Source organism: Streptomyces sp. SID9727, from assembly GCF_010550605.1.
Taxonomy (GTDB): domain Bacteria; phylum Actinomycetota; class Actinomycetes; order Streptomycetales; family Streptomycetaceae; genus Streptomyces.
Genome location: NZ_JAAGNI010000055.1, coordinates 46899 through 64798, shown reverse-complemented (window position 1 = coordinate 64798; position 17900 = coordinate 46899). Strand labels below are relative to the sequence as shown.

17 protein-coding genes and 1 pseudogene are annotated in these 17900 nt (G+C 73.8%); 6 read left to right on the top strand and 12 right to left on the bottom strand.

Going from position 1 to position 17900, the window contains the following annotated elements:
• Together G3I41_RS03105 and G3I41_RS03100 are read right to left on the bottom strand one after the other, a co-directional pair.
• A pseudogene (locus tag G3I41_RS03105) lies at nucleotides 1-193 on the bottom strand (pyridoxal phosphate-dependent aminotransferase); the annotation flags it as partial.
• A 78-nt stretch (nucleotides 194-271) separates the two neighbouring features.
• On the bottom strand, nucleotides 272-1045 hold the full coding sequence (locus tag G3I41_RS03100; protein WP_164398760.1) for an IclR family transcriptional regulator: 774 nt from the start codon (nucleotides 1043-1045) through the stop codon (nucleotides 272-274).
• Nucleotides 1046-1161: 116 nt separating this feature from the next.
• On the opposite strand from G3I41_RS03100, the gene G3I41_RS03095 reads away from it, so the two are divergent.
• The 3 genes from G3I41_RS03095 (at nucleotide 1162) to G3I41_RS03085 (ending at nucleotide 4053) form a co-directional block, all read left to right on the top strand.
• Nucleotides 1162-2658 carry a bifunctional phosphatase PAP2/diacylglycerol kinase family protein gene (locus G3I41_RS03095; RefSeq protein ID WP_164398759.1) on the top strand — a complete coding sequence of 499 codons (1497 nt, stop codon included), beginning with the start codon at nucleotides 1162-1164 and terminating at the stop codon, nucleotides 2656-2658.
• A 174-nt stretch (nucleotides 2659-2832) separates the two neighbouring features.
• Complete coding sequence (locus tag G3I41_RS03090) at nucleotides 2833-3648, top strand: methyltransferase domain-containing protein (protein WP_164398758.1); 816 nt, start codon at nucleotides 2833-2835, stop codon at nucleotides 3646-3648.
• A 51-nt stretch (nucleotides 3649-3699) separates the two neighbouring features.
• Nucleotides 3700-4053 (top strand): VOC family protein, encoded by a 354-nt coding sequence (locus tag G3I41_RS03085; RefSeq protein WP_164398757.1) that lies wholly within the window; start codon nucleotides 3700-3702, stop codon nucleotides 4051-4053.
• Between the two features lie 44 nt (nucleotides 4054-4097).
• Here the strand turns inward: G3I41_RS03085 and G3I41_RS03080 are convergent, their stop codons facing one another.
• Nucleotides 4098-4634 carry an ATP-binding protein gene (locus tag G3I41_RS03080; protein WP_164398756.1) on the bottom strand — a complete coding sequence of 179 codons (537 nt, stop codon included), beginning with the start codon at nucleotides 4632-4634 and terminating at the stop codon, nucleotides 4098-4100.
• 16 nt (nucleotides 4635-4650) lie between these two features.
• The gene (locus G3I41_RS03075; protein WP_164398755.1) at nucleotides 4651-6618 is read right to left on the bottom strand and encodes a DUF5107 domain-containing protein; all 1968 of its coding nucleotides are present in this window, start codon (nucleotides 6616-6618) and stop codon (nucleotides 4651-4653) included.
• 180 nt (nucleotides 6619-6798) lie between these two features.
• Here G3I41_RS03075 and G3I41_RS03070 point away from each other — a divergent pair, with 180 nt between their 5' ends.
• Together G3I41_RS03070 and G3I41_RS03065 are read left to right on the top strand one after the other, a co-directional pair.
• Nucleotides 6799-7134 (top strand): DUF6204 family protein, encoded by a 336-nt coding sequence (locus tag G3I41_RS03070; protein ID WP_164398754.1) that lies wholly within the window; start codon nucleotides 6799-6801, stop codon nucleotides 7132-7134.
• Between the two features lie 106 nt (nucleotides 7135-7240).
• Nucleotides 7241-9109 (top strand): transketolase, encoded by a 1869-nt coding sequence (locus G3I41_RS03065; RefSeq protein ID WP_164398753.1) that lies wholly within the window; start codon nucleotides 7241-7243, stop codon nucleotides 9107-9109.
• Nucleotides 9110-9115: 6 nt separating this feature from the next.
• On the opposite strand, the gene G3I41_RS03060 is transcribed toward G3I41_RS03065, so the two are convergent.
• The 7 genes from G3I41_RS03060 to G3I41_RS03030 form a co-directional block, all read right to left on the bottom strand.
• Nucleotides 9116-9673 carry a GNAT family protein gene (locus tag G3I41_RS03060; RefSeq protein WP_164398752.1) on the bottom strand — a complete coding sequence of 186 codons (558 nt, stop codon included), beginning with the start codon at nucleotides 9671-9673 and terminating at the stop codon, nucleotides 9116-9118.
• A gap of 100 nt (nucleotides 9674-9773) precedes the next feature.
• Nucleotides 9774-10013 (bottom strand): DUF1049 domain-containing protein, encoded by a 240-nt coding sequence (locus G3I41_RS03055; protein ID WP_164398751.1) that lies wholly within the window; start codon nucleotides 10011-10013, stop codon nucleotides 9774-9776.
• 120 nt (nucleotides 10014-10133) lie between these two features.
• Entirely contained in the window at nucleotides 10134-11078 is a 945-nt protein-coding gene (locus tag G3I41_RS03050) for an LD-carboxypeptidase (protein ID WP_164398750.1), read from the bottom strand.
• Nucleotides 11075-13063, bottom strand: coding sequence for a prolyl oligopeptidase family serine peptidase (locus G3I41_RS03045; RefSeq protein WP_164398749.1), 1989 nt, complete (start codon nucleotides 13061-13063; stop codon nucleotides 11075-11077). The genes G3I41_RS03050 and G3I41_RS03045 overlap by 4 nt, the downstream gene beginning before the upstream one ends.
• Before the next feature lie 24 nt (nucleotides 13064-13087).
• Nucleotides 13088-14431 (bottom strand): M20/M25/M40 family metallo-hydrolase, encoded by a 1344-nt coding sequence (locus G3I41_RS03040; protein WP_164398748.1) that lies wholly within the window; start codon nucleotides 14429-14431, stop codon nucleotides 13088-13090.
• On the bottom strand, nucleotides 14424-15257 hold the full coding sequence (locus G3I41_RS03035) for a M55 family metallopeptidase (protein ID WP_164398747.1): 834 nt from the start codon (nucleotides 15255-15257) through the stop codon (nucleotides 14424-14426). Before G3I41_RS03035 ends, G3I41_RS03040 begins: the two co-directional genes overlap by 8 nt.
• Nucleotides 15258-15362: 105 nt before the next feature.
• The gene (locus tag G3I41_RS03030; protein WP_164398746.1) at nucleotides 15363-16340 is read right to left on the bottom strand and encodes a zinc-binding dehydrogenase; all 978 of its coding nucleotides are present in this window, start codon (nucleotides 16338-16340) and stop codon (nucleotides 15363-15365) included.
• Between the two features lie 106 nt (nucleotides 16341-16446).
• On the opposite strand from G3I41_RS03030, the gene G3I41_RS03025 reads away from it, so the two are divergent.
• Nucleotides 16447-16788: a helix-turn-helix transcriptional regulator gene (locus G3I41_RS03025; RefSeq protein WP_164398745.1), complete on the top strand. Its 342-nt coding sequence runs from the start codon at nucleotides 16447-16449 to the stop codon at nucleotides 16786-16788.
• Nucleotides 16789-16821: 33 nt separating this feature from the next.
• Here G3I41_RS03025 and G3I41_RS03020 read toward each other — a convergent pair whose 3' ends face one another.
• Nucleotides 16822-17823 (bottom strand): aldo/keto reductase, encoded by a 1002-nt coding sequence (locus tag G3I41_RS03020; protein WP_164398744.1) that lies wholly within the window; start codon nucleotides 17821-17823, stop codon nucleotides 16822-16824.
• Nucleotides 17824-17900 lie beyond the last annotated feature (77 nt).

The following is a 17900-nucleotide window of genomic DNA, read 5'->3' as shown; positions in this document are numbered from 1 at the left end:
CCTCGCGCAGGGCGGCCGATCCGCCGGCGGGCTCGGGGGCGGCGCGGCCGGCGGCGGAGGCGAGCACCTCGGCCAGTTCCGGCAGCACGGGCAGTCCCGGCCAGGGGGCCGGCGGCCCGTACCGTACGGGGCCCCGGTCCTCCCGGACCGTGTCCGTGCCGCGCTCGTGCCGCCCGGTCCGCTCCCGGCCCATCGGGCCTCCTTCGCCGTCCGCCCCTCGGGACCCTTTATACGAGGGAACAGGGCGGGGCGCCCGGTGGCCGGGAGCGGATCAGGCGCGGCTCCGGTCGTGCCCGAGGCGGCCCGACAGCTCGTCGGCTCCTTCGAGGGCGAGGCCGGCGAGTTCCCGTTCGCGCTCCTCGGTCCAGCGGATCATCGGGACCGACACGGAGAGCGCGGCGACGACCCGCCCCGACCGGTCGTGCACGGGGGCGGCGACACAGCTGACTCCCGGGTCGGACTCCTGGTGCTCCGTCGCCACGCCTCGTTCCCGTACGGCGTCGAGCGCGGCCCGCAGCTCGTGCGCGCCGGTGAGGGTGTGCGGGGTCAGGGCGGCCGGTTCCAGGCGGTCGAGCCGGGCGTCGAGCTCCGGGGCGGGCAGTGAGGCGAGGAGCATCTTGCCGGCGGACGTGCAGTGGGCGGGCAGCCGGTGGCCGGCCGCCGACACCGTGCGGACGGCGTGGGTGGAGTCGGCCTGGGCCACGCAGACGGCGTCGGTGCCGTCCAGGATCGCCACGTGCACGGACTCGCCGCACCGCTCGGCGACGCGCCGGGCGACCTGGCCGCCCTCGGCGGCGAGGTCGAGCTGTTCGGCGTACCGGCTGCCGAGCTGGTAGGTGCGCACGCCCAGCCGGTAGCGTCCGGGCCGGTCGGGTTCCGTGACCAGGTACGACCGGGCGGCGAGCGTGGTGAGCAGCTCGTGGACGGTGGTGCGGGGCAGCTGGAGCTTGCGGGTCACCTCGGGGGCGGACAGGGTGCCGTCGCCCTGGAGGAAGAGTTCGAGCACGTCGAGTGCCCTGGTCACCGCGGGGACGAGTCGCCCCATGGTCGTGCACCCCCCTCTCCTGTCCGGCGCCCAGGCCGGTGACCGGTATGACGCTCACAGGCTACCGTCGGCGTGGCTGCTGGTTCCGGGCGGCGATGCGGGGTATCCGCTGACGCATGTCGTCAGCGAGCAATGCTTCCGTCCCGTCCCGGATCGCCGGGCTGCGCGACCGGTTCCACCGGCGCGATCTCGCCGTGTTCCAGAATCTGGCCCAGCGGCACTGGCCGGCCGCGGGGCCGGTGCTGCCCCGCCTGAGCCGCAGCGCCAATCACGGGCTCCTGTGGTTCGGGGCCGCGGCCGGCATGGCCGCCTTCGGGGGCAGTGCGCGGGCCCGGCGGGCCGCGCTGCGCGGGATCGCCTCGCTCGCGGTGGCGTCGGCGGCGATCAACACGGTGGGAAAGGGGGCGGTCCGCAGGCAGCGGCCGATCCTGGACGCCGTGCCGGTGATACGGCGGCTGAAGCGGCAGCCGGTCACCTCGTCGTTCCCGTCGGGGCACGCCGCTTCGGCGGCCGCGTTCGCCACCGGGGTCGCGTTGGAGTCGCGGGGCTGGGGGGCGGTCGTCGCGCCCGTCGCGCTGTCCGTGGCCGCCTCCCGCGTGTACACCGGGGTGCACTACCCGAGCGATGTGCTGGCGGGCGCGGCGCTGGGCGTGGGGGCGGCGTTCGCCCTGCGCGGGGTGATACCGACCAGGGGACAGCTGCCCGCGCCGGGCAGACCGCCGGCCGACGCGCCCGCGCTGCCCGAGGGCCGGGGCCTGGTGGTGGTCGCCAACCAGGAGTCGGGGACGGCGACCGCGACCGCCGCGCTGATCAGGAGCGCGCTGCCGGAGGCGGAGATCGTGGAGTGCCCGCCCGGCCGGCTCGCCTCGGAGCTGGCGCAGGCGGCGGACCGGTGCACGGCGCTGGGGGTGTGCGGCGGGGACGGCACGGTCAACCTGGCGGCGTCCGTGGCGGTGGAGCACGAGGTGCCGCTCGCGGTGTTCCCCGGCGGGACCCTCAACCACTTCGCGTACGACCTGGGCATCGAGACCGTCGCCGACGCCTGCTCCGCGCTCACCACCGGCAGCGCGGTGCGGGCGGACGTGGGCCGGTTCCGGCCCGGCCCCGACGGCGGCGACGGCTACTTCCTGAACGCCTTCAGCCTGGGCGTGTATCCGGAGCTGGTGCGGATGCGGGAGCGCTGGTCGCCCCGGATCGGCGGCTGGCCGGCGGGCGTGCTCGCGGCCTTGCACGTCCTGCGCGGCGAGCGCCCCCTGCAGGCCGAACTCCAGGGCCGGTGCCGCCCGTTGTGGCTGCTGTTCATCGGCAACGGGCTGTTCCAGCGGGTGGGTCCGGCGCCCGGGCGGCGGCACAACCTCGCTGACGGGCTGCTGGACGTCCGCGTGGTGCACGGCGGCCGGACGCCCGGCCTCCGGCTGCTCGCGGCGGCGGTCGCGGGGCCGCTGACCCGCTCCCCCATGCACGCGGCGGTGCGCCGCCGGCGCGTGCGGGTCTCCGGCCTCAAGCCGGGGACTCCGTACGCGTACGACGGCGAAGTGGCGCACTGCGAGGAGGAGTTGCTGATCGACAAGGTGCCGGAGGCACTGACGGTGTACTGCCCGCGGCCGGCGTAGCGAGACCGGGCCGGAAGGCCGGTGAGGGGCGGCCGACGTGAAGTCGGCCGCCCTTTCGCACGCCCGGCAACTGTCCACATCGCAAGATACCCATCTCATTATTCGGCGTCGGGCTTTACGGTGGTTCCAACGATCAGCGCTTTCGCGGCTCGCGTATCGAGAGAGGACACGGCCATGCCGAAGGAGACCGCCGTCTACACCCACGGCCACCACGAGTCGGTGCTGCGCTCGCACCGGTGGCGCACCGCCGCCAACTCCGCGGCCTACCTCGTCGGCGAACTGCGCCCGGGCCTGGACGTGCTGGACGTCGGCTGCGGCCCGGGCACCATCACCGCGGACCTGGCCGCACTGGTCGCCCCCGGCCGGGTCACCGCCGTCGACACCACCGAGGACATCCTGGCCCAGGCGGCCGAGGTCGCCGCCGAACGCGGCGTGGACAACGTGGAGTTCGCCGTGGCGGACGTCCACGCCCTGGACTACCCCGACGACTCGTTCGACGTGGTCCACGCCCATCAGGTCCTCCAGCACGTAGGTGACCCGGTGCAGGCACTGCGCGAGATGCGCCGGGTGTGCCGCCCCGGGGGCGTCGTCGCGGCGCGCGACAGCGACTACGCGGCGATGACCTGGTTCCCCGAGTCGCCGGGCATGGACCGCTGGGCGGAGCTGTACGGCCGGGTGGCCCGCGCCAACGGCGGTGAGCCGGACGCCGGGCGCCGGCTGCTGTCCTGGGCGCGGCGAGCCGGGTTCACCGACATCACGCCCACGGCGGGCTCGTGGTGTTACGCGACGCCGGAGAACCGGGCCTGGTGGAGCGGGCTGTGGGCCGACCGTACCGTCGGATCGGCGTACGCGAAGCTCGCGGTGGACGGCGGGCACGCCACGGCGGAGCAGCTGGCGGAGATCGCCGAGGCGTGGCGCGCGTGGGGCGGGCAGGACGACGGCTGGTTCATGGTGCCGCACGGCGAGGTGCTGTGCCGCGTCAGGGCGTGACCGGGGCCGAAGGGATCACATGGCGGCGGGCGGCCAACTAACCTGGCCGCCATGGAGATCCTGGGAACCACGCTGCGTATCTGCGTCGACGACCTGGAGGGCGCGGTGGCCTTCTACGAGCAACTGACCGGCGCTCGGGCCCTCCGCTTCGAGCGCGGCGGGGTGTCCGTCGCCGCGATCAGCTGCTTCCTGCTGATGAGCGGCCCCGAGGCGGAGCTGGAGATCCTGCGCAAGGTCACCGCGACCATCGCCGTGAAGAACGTGGACGAGGCCCACGCGTCCCTGACCCGGGTCGGCGCCCGCGTGATCGCGGGCCCGGTCCCGACCCCGGTCGGACGCAACCTGATCGCGGTGCACCCGGACGGCTCGGTCTTCGAATACGTCGACCGCAACCTGCCGGTCTGAGGGGTGTCGCGGAAGGCCCGGTCCTGAGCATCTCGCACCATCCTTCAGGCCAGACCGGCCCGTTCCAGCACCAGGGCGGCGAGCTCCGCGGTGGGCAGCTCGCCGTCCAGCACCACCGTGTCCTCCCGCAGGCTGCCCACCGCCGCCACGCATTCGGCGATCCGCGCCTTCCCCCAGCGCCGCGCCGCCTCGTCGCGCTCCGGATCGTCGGGCATCAACACGCGTTCATGCAGCCGCTGTTCGAGTACGGCCGCCGAGACGTCGAGGAAGAAGTGGCGGACCGGGACGCCCGCCTTCTCCAGGGCCCCGAAGATCTCGTCGGCGTACTGTCGGCGGACCACGGTCATCGGCGCGAGGACCGGCCGGCCGTACTCCTCGGCCAGCCCCTGGGCCAGCGAGGCCACCTGCCTGCGCCACAGCGGGATGTTCTGGAAGTCGCCGCCCGGCACCTCCACGATCTCGCGCAGCAGGAAGCCGACGTGCTCCGGGTCGAGCACGAGGGCGTCCGGCAGCCTGCGGTGCAGCTCGGCGACCAGCGTCGTCTTGCCGCTGCCGAAGGCCCCGTTGATCCAGATGATCATGTGGTTCCCACTCCTGTCAGGCGCGCGGGCGCATGCGGTAGTCGTACGCGTCGGGCAGCGGCTCGTCCGTGATCCGGTGCCACACCTCCTCAAGGATCTCCGCGCCCTCGCGCAGGTCGGCCACCTCGAAGCCCGCGTCGAACACGGCCTTCGCCTCGTCCTTCCGGCCCTCCGCGATCAGCAAACGGGCGTCCAGCAGCCGGAAGCGGCCGCGTGCCCGGACCTCCGGGGGCAGCCCCGTCCACACCGCTCGGGCGGCCTCGGTCCGCGCCGCCGTGAGCAGCGCCTCGATCGCCTCCCGGCCCAGCGCGGCGGTGGCCGCGGTCCACGCCTCGTCGCCGTCGCGGCGCTCGGCGCACAGCCCGTCGAACGCCTCCGCGTAGTACTCCGCGGCCAGTTCGCGCTGGCCGCCCACCAGGGCGGCGACGGCCAGGCAGCGCAACAGCGGCCAGCGGGAGGCGGCCGCGGCCAGACCGCGTTCCCAGCTCCGGACCGCCTGGGCGCGGTCGCCGGCGTGCCACTGAGCGATGCCGAGGTGGTATTCGGTGTGCGGTTCGGCGGGGGCCGTCTCCAGCATGTCCCGCCAGTGCCAGGAGACCAGGGTGGGCCCGGGGACCGCCCCCTCGGGTCCGGGGAACGCGCCCTGGTCCAGCAGTTCCAGCCAGGGGGCCTGCTCCTCCCCCAGCGTGTCGTCGGTGAACGGCGTGCCGGGCAGCACGTACCGGCCGCGCCGCACCTCCAGGGCGCCCCAGCCGGAGCCGGTGGCGAGGCGTTCGACCGGTTCGGTGTCGGCGTGGGCGCGCCAGGCCGTGTACGCGGCGTCCACATCGGCGCGCGGCAGGGCGTCCGCGAGCCGCCGCTCGGTCTCGGCGCGGGCCGCCGCCCAGTCGTCGCCGTGCACGACGGCGGGATCGGCGGCCAGCGGCCCGTACGATTCCAGCCAGCTGAACGCGCCGCCCGGTTCCAGCGGGACGTGTTCGAGCTGGGTGCGGGCCAGCCCGGCCTGGATCTCCGCGTAGCCGCCGGTGCCGGGCTCGGTGAGCCATTCCTGCCAGCGCCGCCCGCCGCGCCCGCTCCCCCAGAGGAAGAGTTTGCGGCCCCGCAGCAGATCGGTGGAGGTCTGCACGAGCCCGCGGCCCCGCTCGTCCAGGGCGGCGATCCAGCGGCGGGCGCCGTCGGGCACCTCGTAGAAGTAGTCGGCGGGGTACTCACCGCGCAGCGGGTACGTGCGGTCGGTGCCGCCGCTCTCGGGGACCGGGACCCGGGTCAGGGCGCGCTCGTACCCGAAGTGCCACGCCTCGTCGGCCGGGGCGATCACCCGGGTGCCCGCGTCCTCGGGAACGGCGGTGTTGGACCACCAGTAGACGGGCGCGGGCTGCTCGTGCGGGTTGCGTATCCGTATGCCGACGTGCAGGAACGCGGAGTCGGCGGGGAGCCACAGGTCCACCTGGAACGGCAGGTCGCGCAGCCGCTCCCACTCCCAGAGCCGGACCATCTCGCCGCCGTCGGGCGCCGGGACGAGCGCCGCGTGCACGGGGGCGCAGGAGAGCGTGGAGTGCCCGGTGGCGCCGATGTTCCACTCGATGCCGCCGGAGAACCAGGCGCCGTTGAGCGCGAAGTCGGCGGGCTGGAGGACCGGGTTGGCGTGGACGAGGTCGCGGCCGGACGGCTTGTGGACGAGGGAGTGGACACGTCCGCCGAGTCCGGGCAGCACGGTGACGCGCAGGTGGTCGTTCTCGATGACGATCGCGTCGAGGTCCGCGGGGGTGCGCTCGCGCCCGTAGCCGTCGAGGAGGCGGACGGGCAGGACGGTGGTCAGCGGGGCGTGGCCGAGCTGGCGGGCCATGTCGCGCGGGAGGCCGGCCCGGTCCCGGTCGTCGATGACGTGCGTTTCGTCCAGCGGCCGCAGCGCGGGCAGCGGGTTCTCCGGCCCGGTCGCCGCCGCGGGCAGGGTCAGGACGGCACGTCGTACGGTGGTGGCCAAGGCAACCTCGCTCCCTCGCGCGGGCCGCCACAGGTCCGGGCGCCCCCCGATGACCATGCAACACGCCGGTCGCCGCCCCGACAAGGGGTGTCTCGGCGCCCGGAATTCCGTTTCCGTCCCGCTCACCACCCCCGTACGCTCGCTGCGGACATCGGACAGGCGAGAGGGACAGCGCAGCAGATGAGTACGCAGCACACCTACCGGGTGATCGTGCGCGGCACGTTCCAGGATCTGACGGACGCGGCGCGCGAGCGGCTGCTGGCCGAGGTCGAGGAGCACGGCCTCGCCGCGATGCAGTTCATTGAGGAGGGGTCGCTCACCTACGACCGGGTCCTCAAGCACTTCAGCTTCCGCTACGTGGTCGTCTCGGACGCCGAGGACGGCGAGGAGATGGCCGGCGCGATCGCCGAGGACCGGGCGCAGACGACGCTGCGCGAGGCGGGGTACGGCCACGGGGAGCTGCGGTCCACGGCGACGGACATGGACACGATGAAGATCAACTACAAGCGGCGGTGACGCCGGGCCGCGCCCGATGGGGGGCAACCTGCGGTCGGAAGGTGATGGACCGCCCGGAATCGGGAACCCGTTCCGTCGTCCCGCCCTCACGCGAAAGGTCCGGCCCATGACCAGCGAACAGACCAGCACGCTCGGCCCCGACAGCGATCTCACCGAGGTCTTCGAGCTCGCCCAGCAGCTGCGGGTGGACTCGGTGCGCGCCAGCACCTCGGCGGGGTCCGGGCATCCCACGTCCAGCCTGTCGGCGGCCGATCTGATGGCGGTCCTCATGACCCGGCATCTGCGGTACGACTGGGACGCGCCCGAGAATCCGGCCGGTGACCACCTGGTCTTCTCCAAGGGCCACGCCTCGCCGCTGCTCTACGCCATGTTCAAGGCCGCCGGCGCCGTCACCGACGACGAGCTGATGACGACGTACCGCCGCTTCGGCCACCGGCTCCAGGGCCACCCCACGCCCGAGCTGCCCTGGGTGGACGTGGCGACCGGCTCGCTGGGCCAGGGCATCGCCTACGGCGTGGGCATCGCGCTCGCCGGGCGGGACCTGGAGAAGCAGCCGTACCGGGTGTGGGTGCTGTGCGGGGACAGCGAGATGGCCGAGGGGTCCGTCTGGGAGGCCCTGGACAAGGCCGGCCAGCACAAGCTGGGCAACTTCACCGCGATCATCGACGTCAACCGCCTCGGCCAGTCCGGCCCCACCGAGCTGGAGTGGGACACCGGCACCTACGCGCGCCGCGTCGAGGCGTTCGGCTGCCGGGCCCTCGTGGTCGACGGCCACGACCTGGCCGAGGTCGACCGGGCCCTGAAGACGGCGGCGGACGGCAGCGCCCCCACCGTGATCGTCGCGAAGACGGTCAAGGGGCGCGGGGTGAGCGAGGTCGCCGACAAGGAGGGCTGGCACGGCAAGCCGCTCCCCGAGGACCTGGCCGAGCGCGCGGTCGAGGAGCTGGGCGGCGTCCGTGACCTGCGGGTGGAGGGGCCCCGGCCGCCGAAGGCCGCGCCCGCCGCGAAGCGCACCGGCGGCACCGTGGAGCTGCCGAGCTTCGAGAAGGGGGACGAGGTCGCGACCCGGGTCGCCTTCGGCAAGGCGCTGGTGGCGCTCGGGGTACGGCCCGAGGTCGTCGCGCTGGACGCCGAGGTCGGCAACTCCACGCACTCGGAGGACTTCAAGAAGGCGTACCCGGACCGGTTCTTCCAGACGTACATCGCGGAGCAGCAGATGGTCGCCGAGGCCGTCGGCATGGCCGTGCGCGGCTTCCGCCCGTACGCGACGACGTTCGCGGCGTTCCTCACCCGCGCGCACGACTTCATCCGCATGGCCGCCGTCTCGGACATCACGATGGCGCTCTGCGGGACGCACAGCGGGGTGGAGATCGGCGCGGACGGTCCCTCGCAGATGGGCGTCGAGGACCTGGCGATGATGCGCGCGGTGCGCGGCTCGACCGTGCTGTACCCGAGCGACGCCACCTCGGCGGCGGCCCTGACCGTGGCCATGGCGGACCTCGACGGCATCTCGTACCTGCGCACCACGCGCGGTGCCTACCCCGTGCTCTACGGGAGCGACGAGACGTTCCCCGTCGGCGGCTCGAAGACGCTGCGCCACGGCGACGACGACCAGGTCACCCTGGTCAGCGCCGGGGTCACGCTGCACGAGTGCCTGGCCGCCGCCGATCTGCTGGCCGAGGACGGCGTACGGGCCCGGGTCATCGACCTCTACTCCATCAAGCCGCTCGACGCCGACGCGCTGGCTCTCGCGGCCCGGGAGACCGGGGCCCTGGTCGTGGTGGAGGACCACCACCCGGAGGGCGGTATCGGCGAGGCGGTGCTGTCGTCGCTCGCGGAGTCCGGCAGCCACCCGGGCTTCGTCCACCTCGCGGGCAGCGACCTGCCGGGGTCCGGCACCACGGCGGAGCTGCTCGACGCGGCGGGTATCTCGCGCACGCACATCGCGGACGCGGCGCGGAGCCTGGTCAAGTAGCCGGCCTCAAGCGGGGCGGCGCATCTCCGCCGTGATCGCCCAGCGTTCGTGGTCGCGCCAGGCGCCGTCGATGTGCAGGAAGTCCGGCGAGTAGCCCTCCAGCCGGAAGCCCGCCCCGCGCACGAGCGCGATCGACCGCTCGTTGTCCGGCTGGACGTTGGCTTCGAGGCGGTGCAGGCCGAGCGGGCCGAAGGCGTGGTCCAGGACGAGGCCCAGCCCCTCGCCCATGAGGCCGCGCCCGGCCGCGTGCGCGAAGGCGCCGTAGCCGAGGGCACCGCAGCGGAAGGCTCCGGCGACGATGTTGTTGATGTTGATGAACCCGGCGATCGCCCCCGCCCCGCCCGCCGCGTCCCGTTCGCAGACGAGGAACCCGGCCCGCGCCGGGTCCTCGATGAGCGCGCCCGCGTAGGCGGCGTACGTCTCGGGCGTGGTGGGCGGGAACAGCCAGGGCCGGTGCAGAGCGGTGCTCTCCCGGGCCCGGGCGGTGAACTCGTCGGCGTCGCCCGGGGTGAAGGGGCGGATCGTCGTGCGCGGTCCCTCGGCGAGGTGGTGGGTGTCGGACATCGTCCCAGCCTAGAGCCTGTCCTCGAACTCCCTCGCCGCCCGGGGGGCGGCCGTGCGGGCAGGGCCTGTGCGCCCTGCCCGCACGGCCGTTGCCGCGCTTCTACCTGGACCGCCTGCGGAAGACGTAGGCGCCGCACGCCATGCCCGCCAGGAACATCACGACCAGCCATACGTAGAGCGGCGCCGTCACCAGCGGCACGATGAGGCGGACCTCGACGTCCTTGGTGTTCTCGGCGATGAACACGATCGACAGGACCGCGATCACAAGGACCAGGATGCGGGCCGGGGTGAAGGCCCCGCTGCCGCTCTTGCCGCTGCTCGACACGTCCTTCGGGCTCATGAGCAGCCCCTTTCCCGGCCTGGTAAGGCCGTCGCCCGGGGCTCCAGGATGGCTCTGCCTCCGTCCCCGCGGGCGAAGATGCTCGGCCGTTCGGGTGACGGAGGCAGGGGCATGGGCAGGTCAGAGCAGTGCGGGTACCTCGACCGTGAGGGTGGCCGGGCCGCCGTCCGCCGGAGCGTCGAGCACGGCCGGCACGCCGAGCGGGATCGTGAGCCCGGTGGGTCCGTGCCCGAACCCCAGCTCCTCGACGACCGGCACGCCCAGCGGGCCGAGCCGGTCCGCGAGCACCGCCCGCACCCGCTCGTACGGTCCGCACCCCGCCCAGGACCCGCAGGCCACCCCGGCGACCCCGTCCAGCGCCCCGGCCCGGAGCAGCTGGGTGAGAATGCGGTCCAGGCTGTACGGGTCCTCGGTGGTGTCCTCGATGACGAGCAGTCCGCCCCGGGCCGAGCGACGGGCGTGCGGGGTGCCCAGGTCGGCGGCGAGCAGGCTCACGCAGCCGCCGTAGGTGATCCCGCGCGCCCGGCCCGGCACCAGCGCCCGCGCCTCCTCCAGGCCCAGGGTCAGCCGGGTACCGGGCTCGAAGAGCGTGGCCCGCAGGGACTCCTGGGTGCGGGGATCCTTGAGGAAGGCCTCGGTCCCCGCCATCGGCCCGTGCAGGGTGGCGAACCCGGTCCGCAGCGCCAACGCCTCGTGGAGCACGGTGACGTCGCTGTAGCCGACGAAGACCTTGGGCCCGGCCGCGCGCACCGCCGCCCAGTCCACCAGGTCGACCATGCGGTGCGCCCCGTATCCGCCGCGCGCGCAGATCACCGCGTCCACGGCCGGGTCGCACCACGCCTCCTGGAGGTCCCTGGCCCGGGCCTCGTCCGTACCGGCGAGGTAGTCCAGGTCGCCGTGGACGTCCAGCACATGGGGCATCGGCACGGGGTCGAGGCCCCAGCCGCGCAGGATGTCCAGGCCGGGCTCCAGCCGGTCGGCGGCGACGGGCCCGCTCGGCGAGACCACGGCGACCCTGGCCCCGGGGCGCAGCCGGGCGGGACGGGTCAGCGGGGTGAGGGTCACCGCTTCAGCTCCAGGACGGCCACGTCGGGCCGGTCGAAGCCGAACACCTGCGCGTACAGGGAGAGTTCGGACTCCAGCGCGTCGATCATCGTGCCGGCGCGGCGGAAGCCGTGGCCCTCGCCCGGGTAGGTGCGGTACGCGTGCGGGATGCCTCGCCCCTCGACGGCGGCGAGGAAGCGTTCGCACTGCACGGGCGGGCAGATGGGGTCGTCCTCGCCCTGGAGCAGCAGGAACGGCACGGTGAGCCGGTCGGTGCGGCCGACCGGGGAGCGTTCCCGGTAGCGCTCGGGGACCTCGGCGAGGGGGCCGACCAGCGATTCGAGGTACTGGGACTCGAAGTCGTGGGTCTCGTCGGTGCCCCAGCCGGCGAGGTCGAGGATCGGGTAGATGATGGTGCCGCAGGCGTAGACGTCGGTGCCGGTCAGCGAGGCGGCGCTGGTCCAGCCGCCGGCGCTGCCGCCCCGGATGGCGAGCCGGTCCGGGTCGGCGGTGTGCTCGGCGGCCAGCGTCCCGGCGACGGCGGCGCAGTCCTCGACGTCCACGACGCCCCACTGCTCACGCAGCCGGTTGCGGTACTCGCGGCCGTATCCGGCGGAGCCCCCGTAGTTGACCTCGGCAACGCCGATGCCGCGCGAGGTGAAGTAGGCGATTTCGAGGTCCAGGACGAGGGAGGCGTGCCCGGTGGGGCCGCCGTGGGCCCACACGACGTAGGGCGGCAACTCGCCCTCGGTGCCGGTGCGTCCCGGGTTGCGCGGCGGGTAGATCTGGGCGTGGATGTCGCGTCCGCCGGGCCCGGTGAAGGTGCGCAGGACGGGTTGTGGGTAGTACGCGGGGTCGACGGCGTCCTCGTGCGGGGTACCGATGATGCGGGTGTGGCCGGTGGCGGTGTCCAGCTCCACGATCTCGTAGCCGCTGTGCGGACTCGCGGCGACACCGGTGACCCGGGAGCCGTGCACGGTGAGCGTGGGCACCCACTCGGTCCACGGGCCGGCGATGTCGACCAGTTCGCAGGTCTCCGGGTCGAGTATGCCGAGGGTGGTGGTGCCCTTGCCGTGCAGGACGGCGACCAGCCCGTTCTCCAGAGGACGGAACCAGACCAGCCCGATCTTCCAGAGCGGGCCGGCGAACTCCTCCTCGCGCGGGCACAGTTCCCGGACCTCGTCGGTGTCCGGGTCGAGTCGGCACAGGTTCCACCAGCCGCTGCGGTCGCTCGCCAGGAGAAGCCGCCCGTCGGCGGTCCACTGGACCTGGGGCACGGATTCCTCGGGGCTGCCGGCGACGGCCCGGGCGCCGTGGAAGGTGCCGTCCTCGCCGATGTCCGCGACCAGCACCTCGGTGCCGTCCCAGGGCATGCGCGGGTGGTCCCAGCCGATCCAGGCGGCCCGCCGCCCGTCGGGCGACACCTCGGGGCCGGTGACGAAGCGGTGCCGTCCGTCACTGAGTTCGCGTACGGCCGACCGGTCGCCGGCCGCCGATCCGTCCAGGGGCACGGCGGCGAGGACCCGGCGCAGCTGGGTGGGCGCGTCGCCGGTGAACTCCTCCAGCACGCACCACACCTCGCCGGCCGCGCCCCGGCCGGGGTGGAGGCGCGGGTCGACCCAGCGCAGGCCGCCGCCGACGGCGGAGACCGGGGTGAGCGGCCACGGTTCGCGGTCGCCGTCGGGCTCGTAGGCGTACAGCCGCTGGTCGGCGAAGTGGACGAAGACGACCAGGGGGCCGCCCTCCGCCCGCTCGGTGCCGGCCCAGGGCTGTCCGCCGTACTCGATGACACGGCTGCGGGCGTCCCAGGGGGCGGGCAGTTCGGTGGTGGTGCCGTCGGCGGTGCGGCGGACCAGGGCGCGCCGGCCGGCTTCGGCGGGGCGCGGTTCGGTCCACCACAGCTCGTCGCCGACCGCGCCGGTGTACTCGGGCCGTCCGTCGTGGGAGGCGGCGAGTGCGGCGTCGATCGGTGAGGGCCAGCTGCCGTGGGGCTGTGCGGTGGGCATGGGTGTCGGTCTCCCCCGAGTGGTTCAGGCGGTGCGCAGGTAGTGGTCCAGGACCCGGACGCCGAAGTGCAGCGCGTCGACGGGGACGCGTTCGTCCACGCCGTGGAAGAGGGCCTGGTAGTCGAAGCCGACGGGCAGCTTCAGCGGCGAGAAGCCGTAGCCGGTGATGCCGAGCCGGGAGAACTGCTTGGCGTCGGTGCCACCGGACATGCAGTAGGGCACGACGTGGCCGTCCGGGTCGAACCGTTCGATGGCGGCCCGGAGTCTGCCGTACGTGGGTGAGTCGACCGGCGCCTGGAGGGCGACCTCGCGGTGGGCGAAATCCCAGTCGACCGAGGGGCCGGTGAGCCGGTCCAGGGTGGCGTGGAACTCCTCGTCGCCGCCGGGGACGGTCCGGCCGTCGATGTAGGCGGTGGCGTGGCCCGGGATCACGTTGACCTTGTACCCGGCGTCCAGCATCGTCGGGTTGGAGCTGTTGCGGACGGTCGGGGCGACGAGGGCCGCGGCCGGCCCGATCTTGCCGAGGAGTTCGTCCACGTCGAAGCCGGGGGCGTCGAGGTCGGGGCGGATGCCGTGCAGCGCGGCGAGTTCGGTGAGCGCGGCGCGGACCGTCGGGGTGAGCCGGACCGGCCACTCGTGCTCGCCGATGCGGGTGACGGCGGCGGCGAGCGCGGTGACGGCGTTGGCGCGGTTGACCTTGGAGCCGTGGCCGGCCTTGCCGTGGGCGGTGAGCTTCAGCCAGCCGGTGCCGCGTTCGCCGGCCCCGATGGGGTACAGCGGCATCGTCGGCCCGGCGTGGAAGGTGAAGGCGCCTGACTCGCTGATGCCCTCCGTGCACCCGTCGAAGAGGGCGGCGTGCCGGTCGGCGAGGAACCCGGCCCCGTCGGCCGCGCTGGCCTCCTCGTCGGCGGTGTACGCGATGACGATGTCGCGGCGCGGACGGATTCCGGCCCGGGCCCAGAACCGGACGACGGACAGGACCATCGCGTCCATGTTCTTCATGTCGATGGCGCCGCGGCCCCACACGGTTCCGTCCCGGACCTCACCCGAGAAGGGGTGCACGGTCCAGTCGGCGGCCTCGGCCGGCACCACGTCCAGGTGGCCGTGGACCAGGAGGGCGGGGGCGGACGGGTCGGTGCCGGGGATCCGGGCGACCACGTTGGTACGGCCGGGGGTGCGCTCCAGGAGCGCGGGTTCCAGGCCGGTGGCGGCCAGGCGCTCGGCGACGTACTCGGCGGCGGGGCGTTCGCGGCAGTCGCCACCGCCCCGGTTGGTGGTGTCGATGCGGATCAGTTCGGAGGTGAACGTCACCGATTCGTCGAGCGCCAGGGCGTCGACGGAGTCCTGGGGGGCGGTCGCCTCAGCCATACTGCTCCTCCACGGCGGACGAGACGATCGTCGTCACCGCCTTGAACGTGCGGATACCTTCGTACATCGTCGCGCTGGTGTAGGAGACCCGCCTCTCGCCGCTCGGCGCCACCCCGGGTACGACGGTGGCCGCGGCGGCCAGGTGCTCGGCATCGAATTCCAGCTCCACGGTGAACGGGCCGCCCTCCACCGGCGTGTACCGGCCGGCCAGGGAGACGGCCCGGGCGGCGGCCGCCCGGATGTCGGCGGCCGTACGGGCGGGGGTGCGGCAGACGGCGGCGTACCGCGACACGTAGTCCTTGACGGCCACCTTCGCGGCGTCGGGGGCGTACCCCTCGGCGTCCACGCAGGTCAGGTCGTCGCCGGTGACGAGGACGACGGGCACGCCGTACTCGGCGGCGACATGGGCGTTGAGCAGGCCCTCGCTGGCCCTCACGCCGTTCAGCCACACCCCGGTGATGGAGTTGGCGAGGTAGGTGTGGGCGAGGACGCCCTCCGTGCCGGCCCCGGTGTGATAGCCGACGAAGGCGACCGCGTCGACGTCGCCGTGCTGGATGCCCTCGACCATGCTGAGCGACTTGTGCTTGCCGGTGAGCATCTGGACGCGTTCGTCCAGTCTCTCCAGGAGCAGGTTGCGCATGGTCCAGTGTGCCTCGTTGATCAGTACCTCGTCCGCTCCCCCGTCGTAGAAGCCGAGGGCGGCGGCGTTGACGTCGGAGGTGAACAGGGAGCGGCACCGCTCCCACTGCGGCGTGCCGGGCAGCACGTCGGCCGGCCAGGTCACGCCGGTGGCGCCTTCCATGTCGGCGCTGACGAGGATCTTCATGCGGCCACACGGTACGCGCCGATGAACGCCCAGGCCAGGGCTGCCGGGACCTCCACAGGTCCATTCCAATGACGGCCCCGGCGGCCGTGCGCGTCCGGCGGACGATCAGTCGGCGACGCGCAGGAGGAGCTTTCCCGTGGAGGTGCGTCCCTCCATCAGCCGGTGCGCGTCGGCCGCGTCCCGCAGCGCGAACTCGGCCGTCACCGGGAGCGTCACCCGGCCGTCGGCGACGGCGCGGAAGGCGCGTTCGGCGACGGCCCGCAGGGCGGCGGGGTCGGACTGCGCGAGGCTGAGGATCGAGAAGCCGGCGACCGACCGGCCGCCCGGGTAGAGCTCGGGCTGCCCGACCTGCCAGGGCGCGCCCCCGCCCGCGTTGCCGAAGGAGACCAGGCGTCCGAAGACCGCGAGCGCGTCGAGGCCGCGGCGCAGGGTGTCACCGCCGACCGGGTCGAGCACCAGGTCGACGCCCCGGCCGCCCGTGGCACGGCGGACCTCGTCCGGGAAGGTGTCGCCGACGAACACCTCGTCGTAGCCGTGGTCGAGGGCGTACGCGGCCTTGCCGGCCGAGGACACCACCCCGTACACGGCTCCGGCTCCGGACACGCGGGCCAGCTGCCCGGCCGCCGTGCCGACGCCGCCGGCGGCGCCCTGCACCAACACGGTCTCACCGGCCCGCAGCCTGCCGATCTCGTGGAGCAGGGCGTGTGCGGTGGGCAGCACGGTGGGCAGGGTGGCCGCCGTGCGCAGGCCGATGCCGTCCGGGAGCGGGAAGACGGTGGCGGCGGGGGCCGTCACCACCTCCGCGTATCCGCCGCCGGCCAGGAACGCGGCCACCTCCTGACCGGGGCTGAGACCCTCGACGCCCGCGCCGACAGCCCGGACGCGGCCGGAGATCTCCAGGCCGGGCACGAAGGGCAGCGACGGCACCCGGTAGCCCTCGGACCGGGCCTTGAGGTCCGCGAAGTTGACGCCCGCGTAGACGGCGTCGATGGTCACCTGTCCGGGACCGGGCTCCGGCACGGGCCGCTCGGTGACGGTCAGCACCTCGGGCCCGCCGTACTTCTCGACTTCGACCGTACGCATGGCAGACCGCCCCCTGGAGGTAGTGTTCAACGAAAAGCGAACACTTGGACTGTAAGATATTCATCGAACACTCGGCAAGCGTCCCGCACGGGAGACAGGAGGGGCCATGGCCCAGCAGCCGGCGGGCGGCGGACACCGGCCCGCCCCCGTACACACGGACCCCGCTCAGGTGACGGTGCTCGCCGCCCTGTCCGCACTGGCCGACCCGGTCCGCCTCCAGCTGGTCCGCGAGCTGGCGCGCTCCGAGGACTGGACGCGCACCTGTGGCAGCTTCGATGTGCCCGTCGGCAAAGCCGCGCTCAGCCACCACTTCACGGTGCTGCGCGGAGCGGGTCTCGTCGAGCAGCGCGACGAGGGGCCCAGGCGGGTCAACCGGCTGCGCCGCGCGGAGTTCGGCGCACGCTTCCCCGGCCTGCTGGAGCTGCTGCTGCGGCCGGACGAGGTCTGACCCCGCGACGGGCCCGGTCCGGCCGCCCGCGGGTCAGTGCCGCTTGGCGCCCTTCAGCAGCTTCTCGATCCGGGCGAGTTCCTTGTCGGTGAAGTCCAGGTTCCGGACCGTCTCGACGTTGTTCTCCAGTTGCGCGACGCTGCTCGCTCCGACCACGGCGGAGGTGACGCGCCCGCCGCGCAGCACCCAGGCCAGCGCCAGCTGGGCGAGCGACTGGCCGCGCGCGGCCGCGAGTTCGTTCAGTTCGCGCAGCCGGGACACCAGGTCCGGGGTGACCGCCTCGGCCGACAGGAAGGGGCTGCTGCCGGCGGCACGGGAGCCCTCCGGGATGCCGTTCAGGTAGCGGTCGGAGAGGATGCCCTGTTCGAGCGGCGAGTACGCGATGGAGCCGACGCCCAGCTCGTCCAGGGCGGTGAGCAGTCCGTCCTCGGGCCGGCGGTCGAGCATCGAGTAGCGCGGCTGGTGGATGAGGAGCGGGGTGCCCAGGTCCTTCAGGATGCGGGCGGCCTCACGGGTCTGCTCGGGTGAGTAGTTGGAGACGCCGACGTAGAGCGCCTTGCCCTGGCGCACCGCCGCGTCGAGCGCGCCCATGGTCTCTTCGAGCGGGGTCTCGGGGTCCGGCCGGTGCGAGTAGAAGATGTCCACGTAGTCCAGGCCGAGCCGGGTGAGGCTCTGGTCCAGCGAGGCCAGCAGGTTCTTGCGCGAACCCCACTCCCCGTACGGGCCGTCCCACATCAGGTAGCCGGCCTTGGTGGAGACGATGATCTCGTCCCGGTGGGCGGCGAAGTCCGTGGCGAGCGCCTTGCCCATCGCGGTCTCGGCGGAGCCGGGCGGCGGGCCGTAGTTGTTGGCCAGGTCGAAGTGGGTGATGCCGAGGTCGAAGGCCCGGCGCAGGATCTCGCCCTGGGCCTGCGGTGTCCGGTCCCCGCCGAAGTTGTGCCACAGGCCGAGCGAGAGGGCGGGCAGCTTCAGGCCGCTGCGCCCGGTGCGCCGGTAGGGCATGTGCGCGTAGCGGTCGGCGGACGGGATGTACATGCGGACTCCATGGGAGAGGTGTTCCGGCCATGACCGGCAGGACACCCCAAGGCTGGCCCACGTCGATCCAGTAGTCC

Excerpts from the sequence above, each read along its gene's own strand:
- G3I41_RS03100 (WP_164398760.1), bottom strand. The coding sequence starts at position 1,045 with ATGGGGCGACTCGTCCCCGCGGTGACCAGGGCACTCGACGTGCTCGAA.
- G3I41_RS03095 (WP_164398759.1), top strand. The coding sequence starts at position 1,162 with ATGTCGTCAGCGAGCAATGCTTCCGTCCCGTCCCGGATCGCCGGGCTG.
- G3I41_RS03090 (WP_164398758.1), top strand. The coding sequence starts at position 2,833 with ATGCCGAAGGAGACCGCCGTCTACACCCACGGCCACCACGAGTCGGTG.
- G3I41_RS03085 (WP_164398757.1), top strand. The coding sequence starts at position 3,700 with ATGGAGATCCTGGGAACCACGCTGCGTATCTGCGTCGACGACCTGGAG.
- G3I41_RS03080 (WP_164398756.1), bottom strand. The coding sequence starts at position 4,634 with ATGATCATCTGGATCAACGGGGCCTTCGGCAGCGGCAAGACGACGCTG.
- G3I41_RS03070 (WP_164398754.1), top strand. The coding sequence starts at position 6,799 with ATGAGTACGCAGCACACCTACCGGGTGATCGTGCGCGGCACGTTCCAG.
- G3I41_RS03065 (WP_164398753.1), top strand. The coding sequence starts at position 7,241 with ATGACCAGCGAACAGACCAGCACGCTCGGCCCCGACAGCGATCTCACC.
- G3I41_RS03060 (WP_164398752.1), bottom strand. The coding sequence starts at position 9,673 with ATGTCCGACACCCACCACCTCGCCGAGGGACCGCGCACGACGATCCGC.
- G3I41_RS03055 (WP_164398751.1), bottom strand. The coding sequence starts at position 10,013 with ATGAGCCCGAAGGACGTGTCGAGCAGCGGCAAGAGCGGCAGCGGGGCC.
- G3I41_RS03045 (WP_164398749.1), bottom strand. The coding sequence starts at position 13,063 with ATGCCCACCGCACAGCCCCACGGCAGCTGGCCCTCACCGATCGACGCC.
- G3I41_RS03040 (WP_164398748.1), bottom strand. The coding sequence starts at position 14,431 with ATGGCTGAGGCGACCGCCCCCCAGGACTCCGTCGACGCCCTGGCGCTC.
- G3I41_RS03035 (WP_164398747.1), bottom strand. The coding sequence starts at position 15,257 with ATGAAGATCCTCGTCAGCGCCGACATGGAAGGCGCCACCGGCGTGACC.
- G3I41_RS03030 (WP_164398746.1), bottom strand. The coding sequence starts at position 16,340 with ATGCGTACGGTCGAAGTCGAGAAGTACGGCGGGCCCGAGGTGCTGACC.
- G3I41_RS03025 (WP_164398745.1), top strand. The coding sequence starts at position 16,447 with ATGGCCCAGCAGCCGGCGGGCGGCGGACACCGGCCCGCCCCCGTACAC.
- G3I41_RS03020 (WP_164398744.1), bottom strand. The coding sequence starts at position 17,823 with ATGTACATCCCGTCCGCCGACCGCTACGCGCACATGCCCTACCGGCGC.